The 21,867-nt window shown below is 64.6% G+C and carries 19 protein-coding genes; 3 read left to right on the forward strand and 16 right to left on the reverse strand.

The annotated features are described in order from the left end of the window. Nucleotides 1–12 precede the first annotated feature (12 nt). The 14 genes from Q0K23_RS03220 to Q0K23_RS03285 form a co-directional block, all read right to left on the reverse strand. Nucleotides 13–1,455, reverse strand: a complete 1,443-nt coding sequence (locus Q0K23_RS03220) for an aldehyde dehydrogenase family protein (RefSeq protein ID WP_294517798.1) — start codon at nt 1,453–1,455, stop codon at nt 13–15. 71 nt (nt 1,456–1,526) lie between these two features. Beyond that, entirely contained in the window at nt 1,527–2,978 is a 1,452-nt protein-coding gene (cls, locus tag Q0K23_RS03225) for a cardiolipin synthase (RefSeq protein WP_294517844.1), read from the reverse strand. 114 nt (nt 2,979–3,092) lie between these two features. Then, a complete protein-coding gene (locus Q0K23_RS03230) occupies nt 3,093–6,605 on the reverse strand; it encodes a DNA polymerase III subunit alpha (protein ID WP_294517800.1) in 3,513 nt (1,170 codons plus the stop codon). Nucleotides 6,606–6,626: 21 nt separating this feature from the next. Further along, nucleotides 6,627–7,244 (reverse strand): hypothetical protein, encoded by a 618-nt coding sequence (locus Q0K23_RS03235; protein WP_294517802.1) that lies wholly within the window; start codon nt 7,242–7,244, stop codon nt 6,627–6,629. A gap of 83 nt (nt 7,245–7,327) precedes the next feature. Beyond that, nucleotides 7,328–8,236, reverse strand: coding sequence for a DNA-binding protein WhiA (gene whiA, locus Q0K23_RS03240; protein ID WP_294517804.1), 909 nt, complete (start codon nt 8,234–8,236; stop codon nt 7,328–7,330). A gap of 42 nt (nt 8,237–8,278) precedes the next feature. Further along, complete coding sequence (yvcK, locus tag Q0K23_RS03245) at nt 8,279–9,298, reverse strand: gluconeogenesis factor YvcK family protein (protein ID WP_294517806.1); 1,020 nt, start codon at nt 9,296–9,298, stop codon at nt 8,279–8,281. 16 nt (nt 9,299–9,314) lie between these two features. Further along, nucleotides 9,315–10,175 carry an RNase adapter RapZ gene (rapZ, locus tag Q0K23_RS03250; RefSeq protein ID WP_294517808.1) on the reverse strand — a complete coding sequence of 287 codons (861 nt, stop codon included), beginning with the start codon at nt 10,173–10,175 and terminating at the stop codon, nt 9,315–9,317. Between the two features lie 33 nt (nt 10,176–10,208). Further along, nucleotides 10,209–11,126 (reverse strand): UDP-N-acetylmuramate dehydrogenase, encoded by a 918-nt coding sequence (murB, locus tag Q0K23_RS03255; protein WP_294517810.1) that lies wholly within the window; start codon nt 11,124–11,126, stop codon nt 10,209–10,211. Between the two features lie 250 nt (nt 11,127–11,376). Next, nucleotides 11,377–12,399 (reverse strand): rod shape-determining protein, encoded by a 1,023-nt coding sequence (locus tag Q0K23_RS03260; RefSeq protein WP_294517812.1) that lies wholly within the window; start codon nt 12,397–12,399, stop codon nt 11,377–11,379. Nucleotides 12,400–12,580: 181 nt separating this feature from the next. Further along, the gene (locus tag Q0K23_RS03265; RefSeq protein WP_294517814.1) at nt 12,581–13,243 is read right to left on the reverse strand and encodes a ComF family protein; all 663 of its coding nucleotides are present in this window, start codon (nt 13,241–13,243) and stop codon (nt 12,581–12,583) included. Further along, a complete protein-coding gene (locus Q0K23_RS03270) occupies nt 13,240–13,422 on the reverse strand; it encodes a toxin-antitoxin system HicB family antitoxin (protein ID WP_294517816.1) in 183 nt (60 codons plus the stop codon). The genes Q0K23_RS03265 and Q0K23_RS03270 overlap by 4 nt, the downstream gene beginning before the upstream one ends. A gap of 112 nt (nt 13,423–13,534) precedes the next feature. After that, entirely contained in the window at nt 13,535–15,751 is a 2,217-nt protein-coding gene (locus Q0K23_RS03275; protein WP_294517819.1) for an ATP-dependent RecD-like DNA helicase, read from the reverse strand. Nucleotides 15,752–15,794: 43 nt separating this feature from the next. Then, the gene (locus tag Q0K23_RS03280; protein WP_294517821.1) at nt 15,795–16,130 is read right to left on the reverse strand and encodes a hypothetical protein; all 336 of its coding nucleotides are present in this window, start codon (nt 16,128–16,130) and stop codon (nt 15,795–15,797) included. Nucleotides 16,131–16,213: 83 nt separating this feature from the next. After that, nucleotides 16,214–16,708, reverse strand: a complete 495-nt coding sequence (locus tag Q0K23_RS03285; protein WP_294517846.1) for a small multi-drug export protein — start codon at nt 16,706–16,708, stop codon at nt 16,214–16,216. Between the two features lie 331 nt (nt 16,709–17,039). Here Q0K23_RS03285 and Q0K23_RS03290 point away from each other — a divergent pair, with 331 nt between their 5' ends. Further along, entirely contained in the window at nt 17,040–17,717 is a 678-nt protein-coding gene (locus tag Q0K23_RS03290; protein WP_294517823.1) for a response regulator transcription factor, read from the forward strand. Between the two features lie 51 nt (nt 17,718–17,768). Continuing rightward, complete coding sequence (locus Q0K23_RS03295; protein WP_294517825.1) at nt 17,769–19,073, forward strand: cell wall metabolism sensor histidine kinase WalK; 1,305 nt, start codon at nt 17,769–17,771, stop codon at nt 19,071–19,073. A gap of 77 nt (nt 19,074–19,150) precedes the next feature. Here the strand turns inward: Q0K23_RS03295 and Q0K23_RS03300 are convergent, their stop codons facing one another. Beyond that, on the reverse strand, nt 19,151–19,423 hold the full coding sequence (locus Q0K23_RS03300) for a hypothetical protein (RefSeq protein WP_294517827.1): 273 nt from the start codon (nt 19,421–19,423) through the stop codon (nt 19,151–19,153). Nucleotides 19,424–19,534: 111 nt separating this feature from the next. Continuing rightward, a complete protein-coding gene (locus Q0K23_RS03305; protein WP_294517829.1) occupies nt 19,535–20,926 on the reverse strand; it encodes an MATE family efflux transporter in 1,392 nt (463 codons plus the stop codon). A 409-nt stretch (nt 20,927–21,335) separates the two neighbouring features. Here Q0K23_RS03305 and Q0K23_RS03310 point away from each other — a divergent pair, with 409 nt between their 5' ends. Next, the gene (locus Q0K23_RS03310; RefSeq protein ID WP_294517831.1) at nt 21,336–21,764 is read left to right on the forward strand and encodes an Hsp20/alpha crystallin family protein; all 429 of its coding nucleotides are present in this window, start codon (nt 21,336–21,338) and stop codon (nt 21,762–21,764) included. The last annotated feature ends 103 nt before the right edge of the window (nt 21,765–21,867 follow it).

A 21,867-nucleotide genomic window follows, 5' to 3' on the forward strand; every position in this document is an offset into this window, starting at 1 on the left:
ATGTTCTGATACTCAGAAGGGCATCTTCTTGGGTTCCACCTGCATGGTCAGCCACTTGAGCTCGGTGAAGTCCTCCATGGAGTACCGGCCGCCCTCCCGGCCGAAGCCGCTGAACTTCACGCCGCCGGAGGGGGCGGTGGTGCCGCTGAGGAAGGTGGTGTCGTTGATATGTACCATGCCCGCCTCCATCCGCAGCCCCAGGGACCAGGCCAGCTCCAGGTTGTGGGTCAGCAGGGCGGCGGACAGGCCGTACTCGTTGTCGTTGCACAGCGCCAGGGCCTCCTCCGGGTCCCCCGCCCGCACCACCGACGTCACCGGGCCGAAGCTCTCCTCGTGGAAGATCCGCATCTCGGGGGTCACGCCGGCGAGCACCGTGGGCCAGTACCAGGGGCCCTCATGGCGGCCGCCGGTGAGCAGCTTTGCCCCCTTGGACAGGGCGTCCTCGATCTGCCCGTCGATGAATTTCCACTTCTCCGGCTGGATCAGGGGGCCGATGATGGTGTCCTCCTCCCTGGGGTCGCCCACCTTCAGGCCCTCGGCCCGGCGGACCAGGGCGTCGCAGAAGGGCTCATACCCCTCCCCTTCCACGATGATGCGGGAGGTGGCCATGCACACCTGTCCCTGGTGGCAGAAGGCACCGTAGGCGGCGATGTCCGCCGCCTGGACCGGGTCGAAGTCCCTCAGGACGATGAGGGGATTCTTGCCGCCCAGCTCCATGGCCACCTTCTTCAGGTCCCGGGCGGCCCGGACGGCGATGGACCGCCCCACCGCGCTGGAGCCGGTGAAGGTGACCATCCGAACCCTGGGGTCGTCCACCAGCAGGTCGCCGATGACCTCGCTGCGGCCGGGCACCACGTTGAGCACGCCGGCGGGCAGGCCTGCCGCGTCAAAGACCTCCGCGATGGCCAGGCCGGTGGCCGGGGTGATGGGGGACGGCTTGAGGATAAAGGTGTCCCCGGCGGCCAGGGCGTAGGCCAGCTTTTTGATGGCCAGAATCATGGGGTAGTTGAAGGGAGTGATGCCCAGCACCACGCCCAGGGGCGACCGGACGGCCATGGACATCTGCCCCGGCCCACCCGGCTGGAGCACCTCGCCGTGGAGCCGGCGGCACTCCCCCGCCGCCACCCGCAGGATGCCCGCGCTGCCCATGACCTCCCCCCGGGCCTTGTACCGGGCCGAGCCGCTCTCGGCGATCATCAGGTCGGTCAGCTCGGCGGCCCGGGCCTCCATCTCATCGGCGGCCCGGAGCAGCAGCCGCTCCCGGACGTCGGGGGCTGTGGCGGCCCACTTGCCCCGGGCTGCGTAAGCCGCCGCCAGGGCCCTCTCCGCGTCCTGACGGCCGCCCATGTGGACCATGGCCATCACCGACCCGTCGGCCGGGTTCCGGTCCTCCATCACCTCGCCGTCGGTCTGGGGCACCCAGGCCCCGTCGATATAGAGCAGGTATTCTCTCATCGTCTCTCCCCTTCCCGGCATAAGCGCCGTACATTGTGTTATGACCAGCGGGCCGCCGCCCGCACAGGTTATTACATCAGAGGGGCAAACACGCGCAGCACCGCCCGCAGCAGACGGCGGAGCATGGACCGCTCCCGGCACCGGGCCAGGGTGATCTCCTGGCAGACGGCCAGGGTGTCCAGGAAGTCCCGCTTCACGTCCAGCACGGCGGGCGCGCCGCACAGCCACACGCCGTCCTCAAAGTGGAGGAACATACTGCGGTAGTCCATGTTGATGGAGCCGACGGTGGCGTAGCAGTCGTCCACGGCGAAGTTCTTGCCGTGGACAAAGCCGGGGGTGTACTCAAAGATCCGCACCCCCGCCTCCAGAAGGGGCTCGTAGTGGGCCCGGGTGACCTCAAAGATGATCTTCTTGTCCGGGATATGGGGCGTCATGATGCGCACGTCCACGCCGGACTTGGCGGCGTTGCACAGGGCGGTGTTGACGCTGTCGCTGATGATGAGATAGGGCGTGGTGATATACACGTAGCGCCTGGCCTTGCTGATCAGGTTGAGGTACACCGTCTCCCCCACCGGCTCCCCGTCCAGGGGGCTGTCGGTGTAGGGCTGGACGTACCCCAGGTCCCGGTCCGCGGGAAGGGGCGGCAGAGCTGCGGGACGGTAGGCGCTGTAGTCCTCCTCGCCGCCGCAGATATACTCCCACATGGTGAGGAACATGACCGTCATGCTCCAGGCCCCCTCGCCGGTGACCCGGATGGCGCTGTCCTTCCAGTGGCCGTACCGCCGGCGCTGGTTGATATACTCGTCGGCCAGGTTGATGCCGCCGGTGAAGGCGGTATGGCCGTCCACAATGCAGAACTTCCGGTGGTCCCGGTTGTTCAGCCGCACGGACAGCACCGGGATGAACCGGTTGAACACCCGGCAGCGGATGCCCCTGGCCTCCAGCTCACGGGGGTAGTTCTTGGGCAGGGTGTAGAGGCAGCCCACGTCGTCGTAGATGACCCGCACGTCCACCCCGGCCCTGGCCTTCTCCTCCAGGATCTCCAGGATGGAGTCCCAGAACAGGCCCCGGCTGATGATGAAATACTCCAGGAAGATATACCGTTTCGCCCCACGCAGGGCCTCCAGCATGTCGGCAAACACGTCGTCCCCCAGGGGGTAGTATTCGGCGTCCGTGTTGGCGCACAGCGGACAGTGGGCAAACCGCTCCAGATAGCGGGCCTGGTTGGCGGCGTCCGTGCCGTACCGCTCCTCCAGCACGTCCGCCTTGCACTCGTCGCTGAGCACCTCGGTCAGGCGGCGGTCCATGCCCTCCATCTTCCGGCGCATCCGGGCAGAGAGCTGGTTGCCGCCTGAGAGGAGGTACACCAGCCCGCCGAACAGCGGCACCAGAAGAATGGGCACGATCCAGGCGATCTTATACCCCGGGTCGGTGCGGGCGTTGATGATCCACAGCACCACCAGGATGGAGACCGCCGTGCAGAAGAAGTAGAAGTAGACAAAGTAGTTGGCAAACTCCACCATCACCACCGCCAGGATCACCACCTGGAGCACCAGAAGGACGCCCACCAGGGCGGTGCGGTGAAAGAGGATGGAGGCCGCTTTTTTCAGAAATCCCGTAGTTTTTTCCTCCGTTCGCTATGCCTGTCTTTTGTCTGTTTTCTGCTGCCGGACCACCACGTTCTCCTCCCCCAGCATCTCGGTCAGCTCCCGCACCAGGGCGGGATGGACCACGCAGGGTATGGGGGCGGCCCACTGCTCCGTGTCCGCGAATTTGGCCTTGAAGGGCTCGTCCCCGGGGAAGAGCTCCAGGATCAGCTTGATCTTCCGCCAGCGGGGGTCGCGGGCGCTGGGCAGAAGGACAAAAATCTTCTGCCGCTGTCTCCCCTTGGGGGCTTCCGGCTCCTTGGCCGGCTCGCCGCCATCCTGCAGCAGGGGCCGCACCGAGTCCACCATCAGCTGGGGGGCCTTCTCGTCCCGGACCGAGATGCGTCCGGCAGCCAGCACGGGCATGTTCTCCTTGAGATAGCTGCCGCTCTCCCCCAGCACCCGGGAGAACACCAGCAGCTCCATGGAGCCGGTGTCGTCCTCCAGGGTGACGTAGGCCATGAGGGAGTTGCTCCGGGTGGTCTTGGTCTTGACGGCGGAGATGACGCCGGCGATGTTCACCTTCTGCCCGTCCTGGAAGTCGGTGTTGCCCTCCTCTTGGGCGAAGTCGGACAGAATGGCCCCGATGGGGGCGGCGTGGTACCGCCGTGCGGTCTCCCGGTACTCATCCATGGGGTGGCCGGTGAGGTAGAGGCCGGTGGTCTCCTTCTCCATGGTCATCAGCTCCCGGCGGGAGAACTCGGGGATGTCGGGCAGGGCCACCTCCGGGGCGGTCTGGGGCTGGTCCCCTCCGCCGCCGAACAGGTCGAACTGGCCCTCCAGGTTCTTCCGCCTGGTCTGGGCGATGGAGTCCACCACCTGGGGGAACACCTTCAGCAGCTGGGAACGGCGGGCGCCGGTGCTGTCAAAGGCCCCGCACTTGATGAGGCTCTCCAGCACCCGCTTGTTCAGGTCCGCGTCCATCATGCGGGCGCAGAAGTCGGACAGGGACCGGAAATTCCCGCCCCGCTCCCGCTCGTCCAGGACGGACTGGATAAAGCCCCAGCCCACCCCCTTCACCGCCGCCAGGCCGAAGCGGATGTTCTCCCCAGTGACGGTGAAGCTGGCCCCCGACTCGTTGATGTCCGGGGGCAGCAGGGCGATGCCGCACTCCTTGCACTCGGCGATGTACTCCGCCACCTTCTCGCTGGAGTCCAGCACGGAGGTGAGGAGAGCTGCCATATATTCTCTCGTGTAATGGCACTTAAAATACGCGGTCTGGTAGGCCACGATGGCGTAGGACACGGCGTGGGCCTTGTTGAAGGCGTAGTTGGCGAAGTCGTAGATCTCGTCGTAGATGTCCATGCCGGTCTGCTCGGGCACGCCCCGGGCGATGCAGCCCTCAATGCCCCGCTCGCTGTCGCCGTAGAGGAAGGTCTGCCGCTCCTTCTCGATCTGGGCCTTCTTCTTTTTGGAGATGGCCCGGCGCACCATGTCGGCCTGGCCCAGGGAGTAGCCGCCCAGCTCCTGGAAGATGCGGATGACCTGCTCCTGGTAGACGATACAGCCGTAGGTGACCTTCAGAATGGGCTCCAGCAGGGGGTGCTTGTACTTGACCTTGTCCGGGTTCTGCTTGCAGGCGATGAACCGGGGGATGGACTCCATGGGTCCTGGGCGGTAGAGGGCGATGATGGCGGTGATGTCCTCGATGTTCTGGGGCTTCAGGCCCACGCACACGCCGGTCATGCCCGCCGACTCCATCTGGAACACGCCGGAGGTCTTGCCGTCGGAGAGCATCTTGAACACCGCCGGGTCGTGGTCGGGGATGGCGTGGAGGTCAAAGTCCGGGATGCGGCGGCGCACCAGCTGCACCGCGTCGTCCAGCACGGTCAGGTTCCGCAGGCCCAGGAAGTCCATCTTCAGAAGGCCCAGCTCCTCCAGAGTGGTCATGACGTACTGGGTCACCACGGACTCGTCGTTTTTCGCCAGGGGCACGTACTCGTACACCGGCCGCTTGGTGATGACCACGCCGGCGGCGTGGGTGGAGGCGTGGCGGGGCATGCCCTCGATGGCCTTGGCGGTGTCGATCAGGTTGTGAATCCGCTCGTCCCCCTCATAGGATTCCCGCAGCTGCTTGGACAGCTTGAGGGACTCGTCCAGGGTGATGTGCAGCGCGCCGGGGCCGCTGGGCACCTGCTTGGCCACCGCGTCCACGTCGGCGTAGGGGATGTTCAGCGCCCGGCCCACGTCCCGGATGGCGCCCCGGGCGGCCATGGTGCCGAAGGTGACGATCTGGGCCACGTGGTCCTCGCCGTACTTCCGCTGGACGTACTCGATGACCTCCTGGCGGCGGCGGATGCAGAAGTCGATGTCGATATCGGGCATGGTGACCCGCTCCGGGTTGAGGAACCGCTCGAAGAACAGGTCGTACTTCACCGGGTCCACGTCGGTGATGTCCATGCAGTAGGACACCATGGACCCGGCGGCCGAGCCGCGGCCAGGGCCCACGGGGATATTGTGGCCCTTGGCGTAGCCGATGAAGTCGGACACGATGAGGAAGTAGTCCACAAACCCCATCTGCCGGATGACCCCCATCTCGTACTCCAGCTGGGCCTTGTTCTTCTCGCTTCCCTCCGGGTAGCGGCGGGCAAAGCCCTCCCAGCACAGGTGTTCAAAGTAGGCGTCAGGGTCGGTCCAGCCCTCGGGCAGCTTGAACTCGGGCAGGTGGTACTTGCCGAACTCAAACTCCAGGTTGCACTTCTCCGCCACTTTCGCGGTGTTCTCGATGGCCTCCGGCCAGTCGGGGAAGAGCCGGGCCATCTCCTCCTCCGACTTGATGTAGAACTCGTCGGTCTCGAACTTCATGCGGCCCGGGTCGTCCACCGTCTTGCCCATCTGGATGCACATGAGGGTGTCCTGCATGGCGGCGTCCTCCCGCCGGGTGTAGTGGGCGTCGTTGGTGGCCACCAGGGGGATGCCCGTCTCCTGGTGGATGCGCACAATGCCCCGCACCACCTCGGCGTCCACAGGCAGGCCGTGGTCCTGGATCTCCAGGTAGTAGTCCTCCCCGAAGTGCTCCTTCATCTCCAGGGCAGCCCGCTTGGCCCCCTCGTAGTTGCTGCCCATGATGAGCCGGGGCACCTCTCCCGCCAGACAGGCGGACATGGCAATGAGCCCCTCTGTATGCTGCCAGAGGAGCTCCTTGTCGATGCGGGGCTTGATATAGAACCCGTCCAGAAAGGCACGGGACACCAGATAGCACAGATTGCGGTAGCCGGTCTCGTTCTTGCACAGGAGCACCAGGTGGCGGGCCTCGGCGTCCAGCTCGTGGACCCGGTCGGTCATGCCCCGGGGCGCCACGTACACCTCGCAGCCGATGATGGGCTTGACCCCCTCGGCCTTGCAGGCCCGGTAAAAGTCCACCGCGCCGTACATCACCCCGTGGTCGGTGACGGCCACCGCACTCTGCCCCAGCTCCTTCACCCGGGCGGCCAGGGCGGGGATACGGCAGGCGCCGTCCAGCAGGCTGAATTCAGTATGGACATGCAGGTGGACAAAAGACATATAGAACCTCCTCGCGAGAAATCAAATGGAATTTTCTTGTATTTCCTCCATATGGGCGCGAAGCAGCGCCAGAATACTCCGGTCCCGGCCTTCCGCACCGTAATCCGCAAATTTGAGACGTAATACCGCTCCAAGCAAAAGGAGCAGGAGCAGCAGCAATTCCAACCGCTTCGTCTGGATGATCCACAGCATAATGACCGCAAAAAGCACAGCATAAACGGCCTTTACGAAGCCGGATACCACAAATCGTCCAGACAGAATACTTCCACCCGCTCCGTCCGGCAGGATACGCCCGGAAAATGGTCTGGGGAAATACGCCTCTGCATATGTGCCGAGGTGGAACCCGCCCACTATGTGCGCCCGCTGTTCGCCCAGGGGCCTGGGTATCTTCTCAATGGGCGCGTCAGTATACCCCCCATGCGGCTCAGAAAAGGTGTATACCCCTGTCTTTTCAGCCCGCCAGTGCTTTTCCTTTAAGATGAAGCGTCCCTTCCTGCGCCAGTGCACACGGCAGCTCCAGCGGCCATCTGTGAGGGTCTGCCGGGTCCCTTTCCAGTTCTCCGCGGCAATCCATTCCTCCAGCTTCTCTCTGAGGACTTCCGGCGAATCGGGACTGTGAAAGCAAAACAGTCGTGACATCCCCATTTCCCCTACCAGCTTTATGTACTTATTCAGCGGATGGTTCAGGCGGCGCCCGCCTGATCTTTGGCCGGATGCGGCGTTTACTGCGCCCCTTCTCCCGTCTGGGCCAGGGCCAGCAGCTTGCGCAGCCGGTGGTTCATGCAGCTCTTGGTCACCGGCGGGTCGCACAGCTCCGCCAGCTGGGACAGGGTCAGCTCCGGGTTCTCCAGCCGCAGCCGGGCGGTCTCGTACAGCTTGTCCCCCAGCTCGGTCAGGTCCATCCGCTCCTCCAGGCGGCGGATGGCCTCGATCTGCTCCATGGCCGCGTCCACCGCCTTGTCCAGGTTGGCCGCGTCGCAGTTCACCCGGCGGTTCACGCTGCCCCGCAGATTCTTCTCCAGCTTGGCGTTCATCAGCTCCATGGCCGCCACCGGCGCGCCGATGGCGGTGAGAAAGTCGGCGATGTACTCGCTCTGCTTGAAGTATGTCATGTAGTTGGACTTGCGGGTGGTCTCCTTGGGGGAGAAGCCCGCCTCCAGCAGCAGGGCGGTCAGCTCCCGGCTGACGCTGTAGTGGGAGGTGACCAGCTCCAGATGGTAGCGCTTGGCCGGGTCGGTGACCGAGCCGCCCGCCAGGAACGCGCCCCGGAAGAAGGCGGTCCGGCAGTGGTCCTCCTCCAGGACGGCGAAGTTGATGTGGTGGGCCAGGCTGTCCGCCGGGTCAAAGCCGAAGGCGGTGAAGATCCGCCGGAGCTTGTCCCCATTGGTGATGGAAAACACCCGCTTGCCCCCTTCTCCCTCAGGCAGGCTGTCAAAGTCCAGCTGAAAGGCTTTCCGGAACAGCAGGGGCAGCCGGGCGGCAAAGGCGCCGCTCTCGGTGATCACGCGGACCTCGCGGGTGGAGAAGGCGTTGCAGAAGAGAAGCACGCCGTAGGCCTCGGCCTGGGCGCAGCACTTCCGGGCCAGGGGGGCGCGGCACAGCTCCTCCTTGGTCTGGCTGGAAAAGGACATGAAAGAATCCCTCGCTTGTTGTTTGATATCCGTCCCGTCGGCTCAGAACACTTTGGTCTGGGCCCGGTCCTCGTAGATCTCCATGACGGCGGCGGCCAGCCGGGCGATGGAGTGGCGGGCGTAGTTGGAGGTCTCGGAGGCCAGGGGCCGGGTGATGACCTCGATCCCCATGGCCTCGATGGCGGGGGCGTCCACCACGATGGGGGCCGCGTCCTCCTCCTTGTACCGCTCCACCAGGCGGGGCCGCACGGGCGCAGAGTTGCACAGGCACAGGTCGATGAGTCCGGGGCCCGAGTGGGCCAGCAGGGCCTTCACGTGGTCGGAGGCCGTCATGCCCTCGGTCTCGCCGTCCTGGGTCATGATGTTGCAGATATACATCTTCAGGGCCTTGGACCGGCACACCGCGTCGGCGATGCCCTCCACCAGCAGGTTGGGGATGACGCTGGTGTACAGGCTGCCCGGGCCCAGCAGGATCATGTCCGCCTCGCCGATGGCCTTCAGGCTCTCGGGCAGGGCGGCGGGCCGCTCGGGCAGCAGCCGTACCTGCTTGATGCGGCAGTCCTGCTCCTTCTTGAAGGCGCTGATCTTGGACTCCCCCACCACGGCGGTGCCGTTTTCAAAGGTGGCCTCCAGCTGCACGTCGGCGTTGGTCACGGGCAGCACCCGGCCGGTGATGGCCAGGACCTGGCTCATCCGGGCCACGGCCTGGTCGAAGGACCCGGAGATGCCGTTGAGGGCGGCCAGGATCAGGTTGCCGAAGGACTGGCCCGCCAGGCTGCCCGAGTCCTTGGGGAAGCGGTAGGACAGCAGCTCCCCCATCACGGGCTCCACGTTGGCCAGGGCCTCCATGCAGTGGCGGATATCCCCCGGCGGGGGCATGCCCAGGTCCTGGCGCAGCACGCCGGACCCGCCGCCGTCGTCTGCCACGGTGACGATGGCGGTCAGATTGTGGGTGTAGCTCTTCAGGCCCCGCAGCATGGTGGACAGGCCGGTGCCGCCGCCGATGGCGACGATCCGCGGCTCATACTCCCACCGGCGGTCGGCGGAATAAGGCTCGGTCATAGATCAGACGCACCTCCTACGCTCTTGTCATGTCCCTGTGGTTGTCCGTGGCCTGGTAGCCCTTCTGGCGGATGAAGTCGGCCAGGGCTCTGGTGATGGCCACGCTCCGGTGCTGGCCGCCGGTACAGCCGATGCCGATGACCAGCATGGTCTTCCCCTCCTCCACGTACTTGGGGAGCAGGAAGCTGATGAGATTCTCCAGGTGGGTCATAAAGTCCCGGGTCTCCTGGTAGCCGAACACAAAGTCATACACCGGCTTATCCAGCCCGGTCTGGTGCCGCAGTTCGGCGATGTAGTAGGGGTTGGGGAGAAAGCGCACGTCAAACACCAGGTCGGCCTCCAGGGGAATGCCGTACTTGAAGCCGAAGGAGATGACGTTGACGCCCATGGCGGGCACAGCGCTGTCCCCGCCGAAGAGGCGGAGCACCTCGCCCCGCAGCTTGGAGGTGGAGAGGGCGGAGGTGTCGATGATGTACTCCGCCCGGCGGCGCACCGGCTCCAGATCCTTCCGCTCCTGGCCCACCGCCTCGGCCAGGCTCTCGCCGGGCCGGAGCAGGGGGTGGATGCGGCGGGTCTCCTTGTAGCGCTTGATGATGGTCTCGGTGGTGGCCTCCACAAAGAGGATTTTGTACTGGCAGCCCATGCTGTGGAGGGCGTCCAGGGCGTCGAACAGCCCGTCAAAGGTCTGGCCGCCCCGGATGTCGGTGACCAGCACCACCCGCTCGTACTTCCCCGGGCTGGCCATGCACAGCTCGGCGAACTTGGGGATCAGCGCCGCCGGCATGTTGTCCACCACATAGAACCCCATATCCTCCATAAAGGAGGCCGCCTTACTCTTTCCCGCGCCGGACAGGCCGGAAATGATCACAAATTCCATAACTCCACACCTCTGCCAATGGTTTTCTTTCTGTTACACGCAGCCCAGGGTCCGGACCTCCAGCTCCAGGGCCACCCCGGTCTCCCGGAGGACGGTCTCTTTGATCTGGTCGGTCAGCTTCAGGATGTCGGCGCAGGTGGCGCCGCCCCGGTTGATGACGAACCCGGCGTGCTTCTCCGACACCTGGGCGCCCCCCACGGTCAGGCCCTTCAGGCCGCACTGCTCGATGAGGGCGGCGGCAAAGTGGCCCGCCGGCCGCTTGAAGGTGCTCCCCGCGCTGGGGTACTCCAGGGGCTGCTTGCTCTTGCGCCGCTGGGCCAGGTCCTCCATTTTTGCCCTGATCTCCTCGGCGTCACCCTGCTCCAGCTCCATCTCCGCCTCCAGCACCAGCCACGCCGGGTGGTCGGTGAACACGCTGTGGCGGTAGGTGAGCTGGCACTGCTCCGCGGGCACGGTATGCTCCTGGCCGGTCTCGTCCAGGTAGGTGACGGCGGTGAGGACCTGGACCATCTCCCCGCCGTAGGCCCCGGCGTTCATCACCACAGCGCCCCCCAGGCTGCCGGGGATGCCGTGGGCGAACTCCAGGCCGGTCAGCCCCCGGCCCAGGGCGGCCATGGCCAGCCGGGACAGGGGGATGCCGCACTCGGCCCGCAGGCGGCGGTTGACCTCCCGGACCTGGTCCAGTCCGCCGGTCTTGATGACAAAGGCCTCTACGCCTTTGTCGGCCACCAGCAGATTGCTGCCGTTGCCCAGGAAAAAGGGGACGACCCCCATCTGATCAGCGGCACGGACAGCCGCCTTGATCTCTTTTTTATCTTTGGGAAATGCCATCAGCCTGGCAGGACCGCCCACCCGGAAGGTGGTGTGCCGGGCCATGGGCTCCTCAGTGCGCAGCTCCAGCTCCGGGCACTCCCGCTCCAGCACCATGCGCACAGCAGAAAAAATGTCCATTTTGACCTCCAATAATTGAGTTTATAGGCAATACCGGCCAAAACACCGGCAAAATATCTCAGCTTTAACAGGCGGCACAGGCCACATGAACAGACCGCGGGGCGGCCGGTCCATTAAACATTATTATAGCAGAAACCGGTGCCGATTAGAATAGCCAGAAGTCAGAAAAGACATACCGCCCCAAAATGTGCACAAACGCCGGAATGCGGCTGCATTCCGGCGTTTGTCTCGCCCAGAAGGGCGCATCTGTTCAGTTCATCTGCTTGCGGCGGGACAGGTTTATGGTGCCGTCCTGCATGTCGCTCACGGAGTCCAGGCTCTTGCCGGTGCCGAAGGCCACGCAGGATATGGCGTCGTCGGCCACGTGGGTCTCGATGCCGGTGTGGGACTCGATCAGCTTGTCAAAGCCCCACACCAGGCTGCCGCCGCCGGTCATGACGATGCCGTTGGTGGAGATATCGGCCACCAACTCGGGGGGCGTGCGCTCCAGCACGCCGTGGACCGCCTCCAGGATGCGGGTGGAGACCTCCTCGAAGGCCTCGATCATCTCGCTGGAGGTGACGGTGAAGGTGCGGGGCAGACCGGTCATCAGGCAGCGGCCCTTGACCTCGTAGCTCTGCTCCTCGGGCCGGGGGAACACGCAGCCGATCTGCATCTTGATCTCCTCGGCGGTCCGGTCGCCGATGAGCACGTTGTGCTTGCGGCGGATGTACTTGACAATGGCCTCGTCAAACTGGTCGCCGGCGATCTTGATGGAGGTGGACTCCACGATGCCGCCCAGGGAGATGACGGCGATGTCGGTGGTGCCGCCGCCGATGTCCACGATCATATGGCCGTCGGGCTTGGTGATGTCGATGCCCGCACCGATGGCGGCGGCCAGGGGCTCCTCGATGAGGTACACCCGGCGGGCGCCGGCCTGGATGCCCGCGTCGATGACGGCCCGCTCCTCCACCTCGGTGATGCCGGAGGGCACGCAGATGACCACGCGGGGCTTGAAGAAGCGGAAGGCGGCGGCCTTGCGGATGAACTCCTTGAGCATCCGCTCGGTCATGTCGAAGTCGGAGATGACGCCCTCACGGAGGGGACGGATGGCCACGATATTGCCGGGGGTACGGCCCAGCATCTGCTGCGCCTCGGTGCCCACCTTCAGAAGCTTGCCCGTATCCTTGTCCATGGCCACCACGGAGGGCTCCCGCAGCACCACGCCCTTGCCTTTTACATAAACGAGGATCGACGCTGTTCCCAGGTCGATTCCGATATCCTTACTGAACATACCCGCACCTCTAAGCTTTTTTAGCATTTCTTTTAGTTTGGACCAGAATCCCATATCTTAATCCTCTACATTATAATGTGGCGGATGTGTTATTTCAACGCTTTTCCCAAATTTTATAGATTTTTCACATTTTCCTGGCCCGGATTGGAATTTTTTCTCTCCCATAGGGCACATTGACCAGTCACCGGCCGGAGCGGGCCCTGGCCAGGGTGGCGCACACCACCTTTTCCGCGCCGGCGGTCAGCAGCGTACGGGCGCACTCGGAGATGGTGGAGCCGGTGGTGATCACATCGTCGATGAGCAGGATCCGCTTCCCCTCCACCAGCTCGGGCTCGGTGCAGGTGTAGGCCCCCAGCACGTTGGCCCGGCGGCTCTCGTCGTGCTCCAGGCCGGACTGGGCCTCGGTGTCCCGCAGCTTGCGCAGGGTCTCCACCGCCGCGTCGTCCAGGTTCACCGCCGCCGACTGGGCCAGCAGAAAGGCCTGGTCGTAGCCCCGCTCCTTCTTCCGCTTGTCCGACAGGGGCACCCAGGAGATCAGGTCGTACGCCCCCGCCAGATGGTCCCGGACGCACTGGGCCACCAGGATGCCGTAAATGCCCGCGTACCGGCTCATGCCTTTGAACTTGTAGCGGTGGATGGAGTCCCGCACAAAGTTCTCATAGCGCAGGGGCGAGACGCACTTGTCAAAGAACTCCCCCGTCTGCTCCGCCGCCTCTTCCGTCAGCCAGGGCAGAGTGCGCTGGCACTGGGCGCAAATCTCCCGCTCGCCGCTGCCCAGCACCCGGCCGCAGAACACGCACCGGGGCGGGAACAGCAGGTCCATCAAAATCTGCCCCGCCTTCATTTCAGATCCTCCGGCCGGATCGGCCCATGTTCCTTCTCAAAATCACGGATACAGGTCTGCATCAGATAGTAGACCTGTCCGTTCAGCGTCCGGCCCTCATATTCGGCGATATAGCGCAGCTTCTGGTGGACCTCCGGACTTACCCGAAGGCCGATGTTCTTGATTTCTTTCTTCATCATACCACACACCCCATACGCACGCCAAGTGCGTGCATTCTGCGTATATGGTATGTTTCTTTGATTCGTTTTACTGCTTAGTGCACGCAATTGCATGCACTAAATCTGAAGCTTCCTATTCCACGGCGGCCAGCCTGGCCCGGAGGCCGGAATACCGCCGCTGCTGGCGGTTGTTGGCCACCATCTGGGCCACCTTCCCCTCGTCCCCCACGATGATGAACAGCTCCCTGGCCCGGGTGATGGCGGTATAGAGCACGCCCCGGGTGAGCAGCATGGGCGCGCCGTCCAGGGCGGCCAGGATCACCGCCCGGTACTCGCTGCCCTGGGCCTTATGTACCGTGACGGCGTAGGCCGGCTCCAGCTCGGAGAGCATGTCCGGCGTGTACTCCACCGTCCGGCCCTCAAAGTCCACGGTGATGACCTCGTCCCGGTTGTCCACCTTGACGATGACCCCGATGTCCCCGTTGAAGATGCCCATGCCCGTGTCGGTGTTGTCCTTGCCACGCCACATGATATCGTAGTTGTTGCGCACCTGCATCACCCGGTCCCCCTCCCGGAAGATGTACTCCCCGAAGCGGCGCTCCCCCTTGCCGGGCTGGGCCGGGTTCACCGCCTCCTGGATGCTCCGGTTGAGGGAGGCGGTGCCGGTGGTGTGCCGCCGGGTGGGCGAGAGCACTTGAATCTGGTCGGCGGGGATGCCCATCTTCTCGGGCAGCCGGGTCTTGCACAGCTCCACGATGGTGTCCGCCACCCGCACCGGGTCGGTGCGGCGGAGGAAGAAGAAGTCCTTGGCGGCGCTGTTGTGCAGGTCGGGCAGCTCGCCCCGGTTGACGCTGTGGGCGTTCATGACGATGGCGCTCTGGGCGGCCTGGCGGAAGATCTCGGTGAGCCGCACCGTGGGCACCCGTCCGCTGCGAATCAGGTCGGAGAGCACGTTGCCCGGCCCCACCGAGGGCAGCTGGTCCGGGTCCCCCACCAGTACCAGGCGGCACTCCCCCCGCAGGGCGGACAGCAGCGCCCGCATGAGGGTGATGTCCACCATGGAGGTCTCGTCCACGATCACCGCGTCCGCCTTCAGGGGCTCGGACTCGTCGTGGGCGAACACCAGCTTGCCGGTGCCCGGGTCGAACTGGGTCTCCAGCAGGCGGTGGATGGTGTAGGCCTCCATGCCGCACAGCTCCCCCAGCCGCTTGGCCGCCCGGCCGGTGGGGGCGGCCAGGGCGGTGTCCAGCCCCATGTGGTCGAAGAGGGCCAGCACCCCCCGGAGGGAGGTGGTCTTGCCGGTGCCCGGGCCGCCGGTGAGCAGCATCACCTGGGACCGGGCCGCCAGCTCCACGGCGGAGCGCTGCTGGGGCGCGTAGGTGATGCCCTGGTCCCGCTGGATGCGGTCAATGACCCGGTCCATGTCCTCCGGGGGCAGCAGCTCCTCCCGGCTCATCTCAGCCAGCCGCTGGGCCACGAAGCACTCCGCCTCGTACAGGTCGAAGAGGTAGACCGCCTCTTCCCCCGCCGTCTCCTCCTGGATAACCTCGCCCCGCTCCATGAGGGCCTCCAGCCCGTCCCCCAGGGTCTCCAGGTCCTCCAGGCCCAGCAGCTGGGCCGTGGCGGCCAGCAGCTTCCGCCGGGGCAGGAAGGTGTGGCCGTTGTTCAGGTTGTGGCTCAGCTCAAAGAGCAGCCCGGCCTCCAGCCGCTGGGGGTCGTCCCCCTCCATGCCTTGGTCCAGGGCCAGCTCGTCGGCCTGGTCGAACCGGACCCCCAGCTCCTCGTCCACCAGCAGGTAGGGGTTGGCCCGCAGTACCTCCAGGGTCCGGTCCCCGTACCGCCGGTACAGGGGCATGGCCAGCTGGAGGGGCAGCTGGTGGTCCCCCAGGAACTCCAGCAGGCGGCGCATGCCCAGCTGAAGGCGGAAGTTCTCCCCCATGGCCAGGGCCCGCTTGCGGGTGATGCCGTGGATCTTGGTCAGCTGCTCCGGGTGCTCCTCCAGCACGGTGAGGGCCTCGCCGCCGAACTCCTCCACGATCTTCCTGGCCGTGGCCGCGCCGATGCCCCGCACCGCCCCCGAGGCCAGATAGTCGAAGATGGCCCGCTCGCCCGCGGGCATCCGCCGGTCCACCGTCTCGGCCTTGAACTGCTCGCCGTAGGAGGCGTGGCGCATCCAGCTGCCCCGGACGGTGATGCTCTCCCCCGGCGCGGCCCCGGGGATGCACCCCACCACGGTGATGCCCCCCTGGTCCCCCGCGTCCAGCCGGAGGACCGTGTAGCCGTTCTCCTCGTTCTGGTAGATGACGGCCTCTACGGTGCCCTCGATACAGTTGAGCTGTTCTTCTTCCATGGTGTCTCTTCCCCTATCCCGTCTTATTCGTACATATGTTATACTATACCTGTTTTTCTCCCCCAAGGCAAGCGGGAAGGTCATCTATGGCGCAGAGAATCACGCCCCTGTCCCGGCCGGCCAGCAGCTCGGCCAGCCGCCGGCCCTGCCCACTCAGGCCGCAGTCGGCGATGACCACTGTGAACCGGGCCGCGCCCCCCTTCCTCAGCCAGCGCAGCCCGGCCAGGTCCTGCTCCAGCCGCTCCCCGTCCCCGCTGGCGGGCACCACGGCGTACACGCTCCCCCGTCCCACCGGGGCCACCAGTGTCCCCAGCAGCAGCCAGCCGATGGCCAGCAGCCCCGCCGCCGCCAAGAGGGCCAGCACAGCCTTTCCGATCATATAGAACAACGCCCCTCACCTCCGCCATATCCTATGCGGCGCAGGTGAGGGGCGTTCAGGAAACGGGCCGTTTTTCCCTCCGTTCAGGCCAGAACGGAGGAGAATACGTTGATGCCGAAGGCGGTGAGCAGGCTCATGATGCACCCGGCCAGCAGCACGCCGGCAAAGATGCTGGGCAGGGCCTTGCGCAGGGGCATATCCAGGAATGCCGCCGCCAGGGCGCCGGTCCACGCCCCCGTGCCGGGCAGCGGGATGGCCACAAAGATCATCAGGCCCAGGTACTTGTACCGGGTCACCTTCTGCCCCTTCAGGTGGGCCTTCTTCTCCATCCTGTCCACCAGGCTGTTGAGCCGGGGCAGATGGCGGCGCATCCAGAGAAAGATCCGCCGGATGTACACCACGATAAAGGGGACGGGGATCATATTGCCGATAATGGCCGCCACAAAGGCCGCCCCATAGGGCAGGCCCAGGGTGGCTACGCCGAAGGGGATGGCCCCCCGCAGCTCTACGATGGGGATCATGGAGACCAGGACCGTGAATACGAACTCGCCCACAGGCACGCTGGTCAGCCACTGCATGATATCCAAAATCAAATCACCTGCTTTTCCGTTGATACCGGACGGCCTTCCGCGGCGCCGTCCGCGCAGATGATATTCTACCATCCCCGGACGGGGTGTAGCAATAAATTTTTTCTTAAAGTTTTCCAGAATTTCAAAATGCCCGGTGGGAACCGGGCCCCGCCCGGCCTGAAATATGAACACTCTGTAAATGTTTCGCCGGAGCGTGGATTTTTCCTTCGTCCCTGATATAATTTCAGGTAAACTAAAGGTTGCCGCTCTACAATGGTGCTGTCTGCCGGACAACAGTACCCGCTGCCGGTTTTTCAGCGGGAGAAAGGTGTGAACCCCTATGCGGATTTTAATTGTGGAGGACGAGGTGCGGCTGGCGGAAGCCCTGTCCCAGATCATGGCCGAGCAGCGCTATCAGACCGACGTGGTGTATACCGGCTCCGACGGCCTGGACTACGCCCTCACCAGCCAGTACGACGTGATCGTGCTGGACGTGATGCTCCCCGGCCTCAACGGCTTTGAGGTGGTGCGGCGGCTCCGCGCCGCCCACAACTCCACCCCTGTCCTGATGCTCACCGCCAAGGATGAGACGTCCGACAAGGTCACCGGCCTGGACTGCGGCGCCGACGACTACATGACCAAACCCTTTGACCCGGAGGAGCTGATGGCCCGCATCCGGGCCCTCACCCGCCGCCAGGGCGAGGTGCTGGGGGAGACCATGTCGGTGGCCGACCTGACCCTGACGCTGTCCACCCGGTGCCTGAGCCGGGGGGAGAAGTCGGTGCGGCTGGGCTTCAAGGAGTTCGAGGTGATGAAGCTGCTGCTGGCCAACGCCAGCGCCGTGGTGCCCAAGGACGACATCATCGCCCGGGTGTGGGGCCTGGAGTCCGACGCGGAGGACAACAATGTGGAGGTCTACGTGTCCTTCCTGCGGAAGAAGCTGGCCTTCCTGGACTCCGCCGTCCAGATCCGCACCATGCGGAAGGTGGGGTACTTTCTGGAGTATCCGGCGGCCTGACCGGGCTGAGGCCGGGCGGCTATCTTTCTCCGTCGGGAGCGTGATGGAATTTTGATCCGCAAGCTGAGAACAAAATTTATCCTCACCAACATGGCCCTGGTGAGCCTGGTGCTCATCGTGGTGTTCGCCGTGCTGATGGGCTCCACCTCCCAGCGGCTGGCCGGCCAGAGCCTGGCCGCCATGCGCATGTCCCTGGAGTGGGGGGACGACCGGGACCCGCCCCGCTTTGAGTTCTCCCCCTCCAGCGACATGGTCCCCGACAAGTGGGCCGACCGGGGCGGCGGCACCTTCCAGCAGGTGATGATGATCCCGGTCTTCTGCGTCTCCCTCACCGAGGACAACCAGGTGGACGCCGTGTACGCCCAGGACAGCGTGTCCGTGTCCGACCAGGTGCTGGAGGAGGCGGTCTCCCAGGCGCTGGACTCGGGCACCCATGAGGGCATTCTGACCAAGCTGGGGCTGCGGTACCTGGTGGAGACAAGCCCCGAGGGCGAGACCCGCATCGCCTTTGCCGACCGGAGCTGGGAGCGGGAAAACCTGCGTGGCCTGCTCCTCACCTCCCTGCTGGTGGGGATGGGGGCCCTGCTGGGCTTTTTCCTCATCAGCCTGTTTCTCTCCAAGCTGGCCACCCGGCCGGTGGAAAAAGCCTGGGAGCAGCAGCGCCAATTCGTGGCCGACGCCTCCCACGAGCTGAAGACCCCCCTCACCGTCATCCTGGCCAACTCGGGCATCCTGCTCTCCCACCGGGAGGACACGGTGGCCGGCCAGGCCAAGTGGATCGAGTACATCCAGGAGGAGGCCAGGCGGATGAAGGGTCTGGTGGAGGACATGCTCTTCCTGGCCAAGAGCGACGCCGCCCGGCTGCCCTCCGCCCGGCTGCCGGTGGATATGAGCGAGCTGACCGAGGGCTGCCTGCTGCCCTTCGAGTCGGTGGCCTTTGAGGCGGGCGTGATCCTGGAGAGCGACATACACCCCGGACTGTGGGTCCACGGGGACGAGGGCCAGCTCCGGCGGCTGGTCTACATCCTGCTGGACAACGCCTGCAAGTACGCCGGCAGCGACGGCGCCGTGTCGGTGGTACTCTGCCGCGCCGCCGACCGGCTGAAGCTCACCGTGCGCAACACCGGGCCCGCCATCCCGCCGGAGCACCTGGAGCACCTCTTTGAGCGCTTCTACCGCTCCGACAGCGCCCGCACCCGGGATGCCGGCGGCTACGGCCTGGGGCTGGCCATCGCCAAGGCCATCGTCCAGTCCCACAGGGGGCAGATCTCCGTGGCCAGCAGCGACGCGGAGGGCACGGTCTTCACTGTCCTGCTGCCCCAGGGCAGGCGCCAGTTTTCTTCCTTCCGGCGCTGATATCCCGGACAACAAAACAGCGTTCTGAACACGGCTGTCCCGTGCTCAGAGCGCTGTCTTTTTTTCTCTTTCACCGCTCAGTGTTCCCTGGACCGGCTCTCGCAGTTCCTGCACCAGGCGATGAGAATATCCCGCGCCTCCGCTTCACCGGCTCCGCTGCCCTCGCCGGTGATATAGCTGACGGCCTCCTGCCACGCCTCCCCGGGCCATGTGCCCCACGGCGCCTTTCGGAGCACCTGCTCCAGCCGGGCCGCCGCCGAGGGAATGCGCAGATCGGAGAGATATGCGCAGCCGCTCCGGGCCGCCAGATAGTCCAGCAGCTCCTCACGCCCGCGCTCCGTGTCTTCCACCGCGCTCGTCCTCCATTCCTGCCGTTTGATTTGCTTCGTGCCGCTCCGGGCACAGAAGAAAAATTCGCGACCGGATGTCTATTAATATTCTAACATATTCTAGCAGGCAAATCAACTCTTGGCTGTTTTTCCCTCCATTTGACGCAGATCCGCCATCCGTCCGGCGATCATTCTGGGGAAAAACACCAGGAACAGCACCGTGGTCACAACGGCGCAGAACACGTCGCACACCGGCTCGGCGTAGAAGGCCGCGTCGGCGGTCAGCAGGATGGGGAAGAGCACCGTCCCGGTGAGGAAGGTGGCCTTGCGGAACAGGGAGCAGAACAGGGCCAGCCGCAGATGGCCCATGGCGGTGGTCTCGTCCACCAGGGTGTACTGCACCGCCAGGGGGATGATGCCGAAGGTGTACACCTTGATATAGGCCACCGTCCGGGCCATCAGGGAGGCGTCCGCCGTGAAGAGCCGGACAAACAGCGGCGACAGGGTGTGGGTAAACAGGGTCATCAGGGTGGTAAAGGCCAGGCACAGGGCGCAGATGCACCCGATGGCCTTTTTGATCCGCTCGGGCTGCCCGGCGCCGTAGTTGAAGCTGACCACGCTCTGACAGCCGCCGGTGATGCCACCCATGGGCATGGTGATGATACACATATAGCTCTGGACAATGGTGCCGCAGGTGACCAGGATGTCCCCCTCCCCCGGCCCGCCGTACCGCTGGAGCATGGCGTTGAGGACGATGAGGAGCACGCTGTCCGTGGCGATAATCAGGAAGGGCGTCAGGCCGAAGCTGGCGATGCGCACAATGACCCGCCACCGGAAGCCGCCCCACCCCAGCTGCACCGGCATGGACCTGCGCCGCAGGAAGAAGAGCACCAGGCCGCAGGAGCACATCTGGGAGATGACGGTGGCGATGGCCGCGCCCGCCACGTCCAGCCCCAGCAGGTAGATGAACACCGGGTCCAGCACGATGTTCATCACCGCGCCCACCAGCACGGTGGCCATGCCCAGGCCGGAGCGGCCCTGGCAGATAAGGAAGCTGTTCATGCCCGTGGCCATGAGGGCGAAGAAGGTGCCGGCGGTGTAGATGGTCAGGTAGGTGTTGGCGTAGGGGAACGTGGCCTCGCTGGCGCCAAAGCACATGAGCAGCGGCTCCCGCAGCAGCAGAAACAGGGCCGTGAGCACCCCGGAGAGCACCAGCAGCATGAGAAAGCCGTTGTTGAGCACCCGCTGGGCCTCCTCCCGGTTGCCCTCCCCCATGCGCATGGCCAGGTTGGGAGAGCCGCCCAGGCCCACCAGGGTGGCAAAGGAGGACAGCAGGGTCACAATGGGCCCGCACACCCCCACGCCCGCCAGGGCCACGGTGCCGATATCCGGGATATTGCCGATGTACATCCGGTCCACAATGCTGTACAGCACGCTCACCAGCTGGGCCAGCATGGTGGGGATGGCCAGGCGCAGGATCAGAGGCCCCACAGGGTCCTTGCCCAGGTCGTTGCGATGCCGCATGCTATCTCTCCCCCTCTTTGTCTGTGAGACAGACTCATTCCGGCCCATTATAGTGGATACTTCCCCCGCCGTAAAGAGGTATTTCCTCCTTTTTTCCCTCTTTTCTTCTCTCCCCGTTCTCCCCGCTCAGCACTCTCCATTCTGCCTTGCTTTCATTTTAGCACTCTAATGTCAAGAGTGCTAATGTTTACAATTTGGACATAATTTATTGTATATTTGTTCACAGACCGGCAGTATACTTAGGGTCAGAAAAAGAGATCGAGTGGTTGACCGGAACAAGGTCCAGCCCTCTGAAAGGGGTTTTGCAGTATGCGTGGTCCCCGTGATTAGCAGAATAATAGTTCGACTGCCAGAGTCCGACCGTTCCCGAAAACAACATCTTCAGTCTAAATCCAAAGGAGAGATTTCTATGTTTGGCATGCTTCCTTTTGAGCGCAGCAATGACAATATGTTCGATACGTTTGATAACTTCGCCCGCGACTTCTTCCGCAGCAGCAACACCTCCCTGCCCGCCTTCCGCACCGACATCCGCGAGGTCAACGACAAGTACGTGCTGGAGGCCGAGCTCCCCGGCTTCAACAAGGAGGACATCACCCTGGATGTGAAGGACGGTATCCTCACCATCACCGCCGAGCACAAGGAGGACAGCGACAAGAAGGACGAGAAGGGCAACTACCTGCGCCGTGAGCGCCGCTACGGTTCCTTCTCCCGTTCCTTCGACATCACCGGTATCGACGAAGCCGGCATCACCGCCGCCTACAACAACGGGGTGCTGGAGCTGAACCTGCCCAAGGCCCAGCCCGTGGTCCCCGAGGCGCGGAGAATCGCCATCGAGTAACGGCAAGCCCCGGGAGCCGGTCAGCTTTGGCTGACCGGCTCCCTTTCGCTTCTCCCTTCTGCCGCAGTCTGGAAAAAAGGTATGGACTTTGCGGCGGAAAGAT

Source organism: uncultured Pseudoflavonifractor sp. (genome assembly GCF_944387275.1).
In the GTDB taxonomy this organism is placed as follows: domain Bacteria; phylum Bacillota; class Clostridia; order Oscillospirales; family Oscillospiraceae; genus Pseudoflavonifractor; species Pseudoflavonifractor intestinihominis.